Here is a 7,400-nt window from a genome sequence, read left to right as displayed (position 1 = left end):
GGCCTATTCGAGTGTCTTTATCGATTGGGCCGATCAACGGATGTTAGAAGATAAGTGGTCACCCGATGTGGTAGTGCATCGCGCCAAGCAGGTCCTCGACATTGATCCGCGTCTGATTCCTTGTACGACGACCCTCTATCATTGGATTGATTGCCAGATTATGCAGACCCGAAATATTGATTTAGTTGAAAAGTTGAAACGACATTCCAAAGTCAGCGCGCCGAAGACTCGACCCCATAAGAAAGTCCTAGGGATGTCCATCGACGAACGCCCTGAAGAAATTAACACCCGTCAAACTTTTGGACATTGGGAAATTGATACGGTCATTGGCAAGAAAGGCAGAGATGAACCGGTCTTGTTGACCTTGGTCGAACGGTTGAGTCGTTTTGAAGTCATTCTAAAGATTGAGAACAAGACGGCTCAAGCGGTGGACGCCGCCCTCAAAAGCTTACGAGCACGCGCAAGCGACCATTTTTCGTTACTCTTTAAGAGTATTACGGCGGATAACGGCTTAGAATTTGCGGGGTTGAGTCAAACACTGGCTGACGACGTGGCCGTTTATTTTGCCCATCCTTACGCCTCTTGGGAACGAGGAACCAGTGAAAATCAACATGGGTTCATTCGACGCTTTTTACCCAAAGAAACCTCAATGAAAGACGTGACTGAAGCCGATTGTCGCCGCATCCAACAATGGATGAACCATTATTCGCGCAAGGTTTTGGACTATGAGACCCCTTATGAGGTTTTCATACGCTGTTTCTATAAAGAAAGACAAGCTCGCGCACACGTGCCCGCTTGACAACGAGCCTCCTTCGGCATGGTTTTCTTGGTAAGGCGGTCAATGACCCATTAGTGAACCAAACTACCATGCCTCAGCTCATTGTCAAGCCGTCACTGGCAGAGAGGATTAAAGTTATATAGCTAGTTACCCTAGATGGCTAACTTATACTTGAAATTTACAAAAATCTTCGTATCTTTCAAACCATTCAATTTCTTCAAAAAACATATCCTTTTCATATATCGACTGAATAGACGTATCTTCAGTAAATATCCTATGAGTAGTAAAACCGTATAAAGAAACATCGTCTGTGATTGTTGTTGGTAAATCTTTACTTCTAATAGCCTTACTGGAACTGAATTTAAATGCTAATCGTCGATTCGTTAGGCTCGAACTATATATAAGAACAAAATGTTTAATCATACCTACTCACCTCTCTTTATCTGAAGAATGTTTGTTTATATTTGAGATGCGAACGATAGTTATCTGATTCATCTTCATCATACCACGCTGAAGTTCCCACGGAAGAAAAAGGTTAGACTGAGCGTTAAAGTATATGTGCATACCTCTATACCCGGAGTCATCTTTAAAATAATACTTGCTTTATTTTTTTAGCTAAATTAATGAATTTGAGACTTAATTATAATTCGTTAAATTTATTACACTTCTCAAGGAGAGAATCCAATGATTTGAAATTTTTTAATCTATCTAAGATTCTTTCTACTTAAATTTATGTAATGAAATGATGAGATTGGGTGTGATTGCTATGCTTTTTGAAAGTTAACTCTGTTTTTCCAATCGTGATTCGCTATGGCTATGATAGCACTATTTTTTATAACCATATCAAATTATAGATAAGTTCATAAGCGTCGAAAATCCTTTGCTTTTTCGTTAGACTGGAGCAAAGGAGATGAGGAGTTATGTATATGAAGAAGTTTGGCAAATGTCTTGCAATAAGTATTGTCTCGCTTGCCCCTTTTACACCCATTTTCCAAGATCAACCAACAAGTGTCATTGTTGAAGCAGAACAAATTTCGCCTAAAGAACATGCTGAGCAAGTCTTAAATGAATTGAATGGACTCTACCCTGGCCAAATCTTTCCCACTCGAATCTTAATGGAAGATTCGCCCGTCTATCTTGCCGTCTCAACATCCGATTCTGCTGATAGAGCTAATTTCGATATATATTATTATGCCGAAGAGAGCCCGATTCCACTAAATGATCAGCAATTAAATGATCTCGAACCGATTGCCTCATTTAGAAGAGTGGTTTATGAGGATGCCGAAACGGCTCAAAAAGCGGTCAAACAAATTATTAACGAAAATGGAGAACCTGTCGATTTAGGCTATGGAATCACTGGATACCAATCTGGAACAGCTGGATCTAAGTATTTAACTTGGCAAGAAGGGAATTGGAGTTTCAATATTCAATCCCTGAATCAAAATGAGGACGACCCCATTTCACTCGCTCAGGAGATTGTCCAATATCTTGAAAAAATCGCCCTCCCTGCGCCCGAAGTCGTTGGACAAATTAATTTAAGAATGGCATCGTCGACCTTTCATGATAATGTCGCGGCGTGGCAAGAAGGCAACGTCGTCTATATTACATCCCACGCCGACCCTATGACCTTAATCCAAATGACAGGTTCCATTACTAATCCGACTGAACAGTAATTAATTTAATCAATTCGTAACTCGCAACTCAAATCTATAAATACTTTATTAATCATAATTCTGTATTTTTTATATTCTACAGAACAAAAGCCAACAAACAAAAACTTCCCAACTCACTAATCTTTGTAGTAAGTCGGGAATTTTTTTATATTTTCCATATTCAATTAAACCGTAATTTCAATTTGATTGCCTTCAATGCCCACGACACAACTCTCATAATAACCATCTCCAGTTGTTCTGGGCCCACTGATGACCTCAAATCCATCTGCTTTTAATTTGGCCGTCAAAGCATCGACCTTGTCACGACTTCCTACTGAGAAAGCCAGATGAATCAAGCCTGTTCTAGCTAGCGCCTTCTCAGCATCAACCATTTCAGGTCGGTTCATTATTTCAAGCCGTGCCCCATCCTCAAAGGAAAGAAAATAAGAGCGAAAGTCCGTCTTCTGATTGTGATAGAGTCTATTTGCTTTGGCATTAAAATATTTTTCGAAAAATTCTTTCGTATTTTCCAAATCATTGACGTACATAGCTATGTGTTCAATTTTCATCTTAATCTCCTTTTCCGGAATGAATGACCATACGTATTATTTAGGCAGATTCTCCTTAATGGGTTTCAATTCCACCACCAGGATTCCGCAGAAAATCAAGATACCTCCTATAATCATATTTGTCAATACAGGTTCTCCTAAAATAACAATGGCTGTTAACATTCCAAAAAACGCTTCGGTTGACAGTATCACAGCTGCTTCACCACTGGTTGTATATTTCTGTGAGGCCGTTTGTATTCCATAACCGACCAATGTTGTTATAACACCAATATACAAAATTGCCATCATTGATTCTGTAGTAAACGTCAAATGTGTCTCTCCAAAGAAAATAGTCGCAATCCAACTTAAAATAGCAGCTGTGCCCATTTGCAACAACATTACCATCCAATTTGACATTTTACCACCATAGAAATCTGTAAAGAAAATATGAGCCCCAAAGAATACTGCTCCAATTAATGATAAAATATCGCCAAAATTAAAGCCTAATTCTCCCACTCCACCTGCAAAAGAAGTGAAACCAATCCCGATTAATGAAACTAACGCTCCTAGGAGAGCATTTTTAGAAAGAGACTCTCGTAAAACTATCCAGCCAATAAAAGGAACCAGAACCACATTAACAGCTGTCAAGAATGAATTTTTTGATGTAGTTGTAAATTCTAAACCTTTAGTTTGGAAAAAATACGCTAGAAACAGTACTGCACCGATAGTTATTCCTTTAATAAAATCTTTCTTTTCTATTTGTTTTAATTTCTTTTGTAAATTTCAAGTATAAGTTAGCCACCTCGGGTAACTTATACTTGAAATTTACAGCTTTTTTTATTTTTTAGCGGTGGCTAAGTTGATTATAAAATCCGCCAAGTCGGTTTTGTTGTTCAAGCCATCCATGATAACGGAATGATTGATTTCCTTCCTGTAGGAGGGTGGGATGTTCACAATGTTCCAGCTCATACTGTAATTATAAAGAGTCATACAGGTAGCAAAATAAAAGGCATAACAGCGTCCATACCTCCGCACTTTATGACAGAAGAACAGAAAAAAGCCCCTCTTTCTTTTGACAAATTGGTTATTGATGTTGGAACCAGCTCCAAAAAAGAAACTGAATCCCTCGGTATTGAGATAGGTAATCCCATTGTTCCAGACGTAGAATTTGAAGCTTTGAATGACCATCTCTTCCTAGGTAAAGCTTTTGATTGCCGAATCGGCTGTGCTTGTTTATTAGATACATACAGAACCTATTCAGAAAATTTAAACAATAATCAGATTGCTTTACAAGCTGTATTGTCTAGTCAAGAAGAAGTGGGCGAACGGGGATCAACTGTAGCAGCACAACAAATAGATGCTGATATAGCTATTGTCTTTGAAGGATGTCCAGCTGACGATACTTTCACCCCGAAATATAAAATCCAATCGGCCATGGGGAAAGGACCGATGTTAAGACACCATGATGTTTCTATGATTACTCATCCTGGTTTCCAGCGTTTTGCAATTGAACTAGCTAAAGAATATAATTTACCACTTCAACGTTCCGTACGTAAAGGTGGAGGCACCAATGGTGCTGCATATTCTATGTCTAAAAATGGAATTCCTTGTATCGTGATAGGGATACCAGTTCGCTATGCCCATTCTCATTATTGTTTTACGGATTATCGAGATTATCAAAATGCAAAAGCTTTAGCATTAAAGATTATTGAAATACTAAATCCTAAAATCTTTAAAAACCTATAAGATTTTCATTCTTCTATACACCTAATTTTGTTAATTATATATTATTATCTTCAAAATGAGAGGATAGCATAAAATATTATATATCATCGGCCATATATAAGAATTATATCAAGGTTATCGATATTTATGAGAGGTCCCCTTAAATCAGATTTAAGGGGACCTTTCTGTACTGATAATAGATATTTATCTCCTCAATCCCAATCCTATGATAAAATATTAGAAATAACTACTATTTATGCGATTTATAGTTCATTAAAAAAATTAAGTGCCTGTTCTAATCCATGGGTATTCTTCATGCTTACAATATTAAATTCATGAAAGGTGGTTAAACCCAAAACTTCAAATGTTGTCAAATTATCATAGTCAGTTAAGATTTTCCGGTAAGCGAAGGTCACACCTAAATCTTTCTCAATCAATTTTTTAATTAAATGAATATTACTTATTGAAACACAATCCTTAAATCTATCGATGGATTGACCTTTTATTCCGAGTAGATTCTCTAAGATATTCCGGCTTCCTGAGCCTATTTCTCTGATAAATAATCTCTCATTTAACAAATCATCAATGTCGACCTTTTTATTTGCAAAAAAATGTCCATTGGAACAAATTCCAGTAAATATTTCATTGGATAATCGTCGATAAGCATACTTTTCTTTGTCAAAGCTTCCTTCTAAAACCACAAAATCCAATGCATTCTTTTTTAATTGATGAAGTAAAAAATTAGTGTTATTAATTTGAATATCCACAAGCTCCTGAGTTCGTTGAAAATAATTTAATAAATAATCAAGAATAACAAATTCACCAATCGATTTTGTCAATCCTACCCGTAATTTCTCCTTGTTTTCAGTACTGAGTAATTCGATAATCTGTTGGTAATTAATTTTCTCAGAAAGAGCATAACTTTCCATAAGATAAGATTTGTCTGTCCGCTGTAACTTTCTTCCATCATATCTAAATAGTTTTGTACCATATTCACTTTCTAAAGACTGTATTTGTTTAGTTATAGCCGGTTGAGTTAAATGTAAAAAATCTGCTGTCTTTCGATAATTCATGGTCTCACATAGGCTCAAGAAGCTCATTAATCGCTGATCCATTGTTTTTCCATTCCTTTTTGTTATTAATTTATAATTTTTAATAATTGTATTTTATCATCTTTTTATGTAAGAATACATTCAGATGGGAGGAAGATCGTTTGAATACTTTTCAACTTAGAAAGTTAGCCCCCGGGATTAGCATCGCTTTACTTTTCGCGATAATTGCAAAGTTCTTAGAAAGCCTATTACCCATACCTCTGGTGAGTGCCTCAGTAATTGCTCTATTCTTAGGCATCTTATTTAATTATTTTAGAAAAAAACAGGATATCTTAGATGCTGGCATTAGATTCACTTCTAAAAGACTATTAAAATTTGCTATTGTATTATTGGGAGCGAGTTTAAATATAACAACAATATTCAATGTTGGTAAACTTTCCTTGTCAGTACTATTTTTTACCCTTTTTACCTGTTTCGGAGGTGGCTATTTTATTGGTAAATTTCTAGGCCTTGATTGGAAATTATCAAATCTGATCTCCGCTGGTACCGGTATTTGTGGTGGCTCAGCAATAGCGGCAATTGCCCCAGTCATTGATGCGGATGATTTAGATATTGCATATGCGCTAAGTGCTACCTTTATTTTTGATATGTTCATGATTATTGCTTTTCCTATCATGGGTCGATATCTAAATCTCTCGAATCTTGCATATGGTCTGTGGACAGGAACAGCTGTAAACGATACTTCTTCCGTTGTAGCAGCTGGATACGCCTTTAGTGAAGCTGCTGGTGATTTCGCTACCACTGTTAAACTCACCCGAACCCTTGTTATCATCCCAACAGTCGTAGTTTTTTCTATCATTCAACGCCGAATCACAAAAAATCAAAATCCACAGTCTATAAACGTTTCTCCTTCCTTTCCTTGGTTTATCATAGGCTTTCTAGTCATGGCTTTTCTGAACAGCCTGGGCTTCATTCCTTATTACATATCAAATTTTTTAAAAGTTTTAAGTAAATTTCTAATGGTTGCTGCTTTGGCTTCGATAGGTCTTAATACTAGTGCAAAAGAAATGAAACAAGCAGGCTTTGCCCCAATGCTCCATGGATTTATTATTTCCACATTAGTCATTGTGGTTGCCATTCTTGTAGAATATTCATTGGGATTAATATAGTAATTCAAAAATTATAATTTAATTGAAGACAGAATTATTATTATATATATATGTTGTCAATACGGTTCTAATATCCTAATTGATAAGAAAGTTGATTATTAATACGAGTTATATTTTTACTTATCTTTTCGGGAGTCAAGTCCATAATCTTGTGTAAAATATATTACAATGTTTCACCGGTCTTTTACTGATCGAACTTAATATACTTTCTTGTCGAACTAAGCCATTCTTCATGCATGTCCATAAGAATAGTACCTATTAATCGATTGGCTGAAGCTCGATTGGGGAAGATACGAATGATTTTTTCTCTTCTACGGATTTCTTGGTTCAATCGTTCAAGAAGATTGGTGCTTTTCAGTCGGGTGTAGCCATTCCCGATGACGGTATATTGAAAGGCATCTTCAAAGCCACTATCCAAGCTCTCGCAAGCTTTTTTATATTTGGGTTGTTCGATATAGTCATCAACGATTCTATTT

8 protein-coding genes are annotated in these 7,400 nt (G+C 36.4%); 4 read left to right on the top strand and 4 right to left on the bottom strand.

Going from position 1 to position 7,400, the window contains the following annotated elements:
• Window positions 1-799, top strand: a 799-nt coding sequence (locus tag BMX34_RS09440) for an IS30 family transposase (protein ID WP_092572756.1), incomplete at its 5' end; no start/stop codon positions are given.
• A 905-nt stretch (window positions 800-1,704) separates the two neighbouring features.
• A complete protein-coding gene (locus BMX34_RS09430) occupies window positions 1,705-2,451 on the top strand; it encodes a hypothetical protein (RefSeq protein WP_092572754.1) in 747 nt (248 codons plus the stop codon).
• A 164-nt stretch (window positions 2,452-2,615) separates the two neighbouring features.
• Here BMX34_RS09430 and BMX34_RS09425 read toward each other — a convergent pair whose 3' ends face one another.
• Complete coding sequence (locus BMX34_RS09425) at window positions 2,616-2,999, bottom strand: VOC family protein (RefSeq protein WP_092572753.1); 384 nt, start codon at window positions 2,997-2,999, stop codon at window positions 2,616-2,618.
• 36 nt (window positions 3,000-3,035) lie between these two features.
• Window positions 3,036-3,737 (bottom strand): DMT family transporter, encoded by a 702-nt coding sequence (locus tag BMX34_RS09420; RefSeq protein WP_092572752.1) that lies wholly within the window; start codon window positions 3,735-3,737, stop codon window positions 3,036-3,038.
• 111 nt (window positions 3,738-3,848) lie between these two features.
• On the opposite strand from BMX34_RS09420, the gene BMX34_RS09415 reads away from it, so the two are divergent.
• Entirely contained in the window at window positions 3,849-4,724 is an 876-nt protein-coding gene (locus BMX34_RS09415; RefSeq protein ID WP_268766613.1) for a M42 family metallopeptidase, read from the top strand.
• 242 nt (window positions 4,725-4,966) lie between these two features.
• On the opposite strand, the gene BMX34_RS09410 is transcribed toward BMX34_RS09415, so the two are convergent.
• Complete coding sequence (locus tag BMX34_RS09410; RefSeq protein WP_092572750.1) at window positions 4,967-5,818, bottom strand: LysR family transcriptional regulator; 852 nt, start codon at window positions 5,816-5,818, stop codon at window positions 4,967-4,969.
• 98 nt (window positions 5,819-5,916) lie between these two features.
• Here BMX34_RS09410 and BMX34_RS09405 point away from each other — a divergent pair, with 98 nt between their 5' ends.
• Window positions 5,917-6,924: a YeiH family protein gene (locus BMX34_RS09405; RefSeq protein WP_092572749.1), complete on the top strand. Its 1,008-nt coding sequence runs from the start codon at window positions 5,917-5,919 to the stop codon at window positions 6,922-6,924.
• Between the two features lie 184 nt (window positions 6,925-7,108).
• Here the strand turns inward: BMX34_RS09405 and BMX34_RS09400 are convergent.
• A partial coding sequence (locus tag BMX34_RS09400) for a transposase (protein ID WP_200793445.1) occupies window positions 7,109-7,400 on the bottom strand: 292 nt, incomplete at its 5' end.

The organism is Ignavigranum ruoffiae (assembly GCF_900110675.1).
GTDB lineage: Bacteria > Bacillota > Bacilli > Lactobacillales > Aerococcaceae > Ignavigranum > Ignavigranum ruoffiae.
The sequence above is the reverse complement of the archived record's forward strand: the minus strand, read 5'-3'. Positions and strand labels throughout refer to the sequence as shown.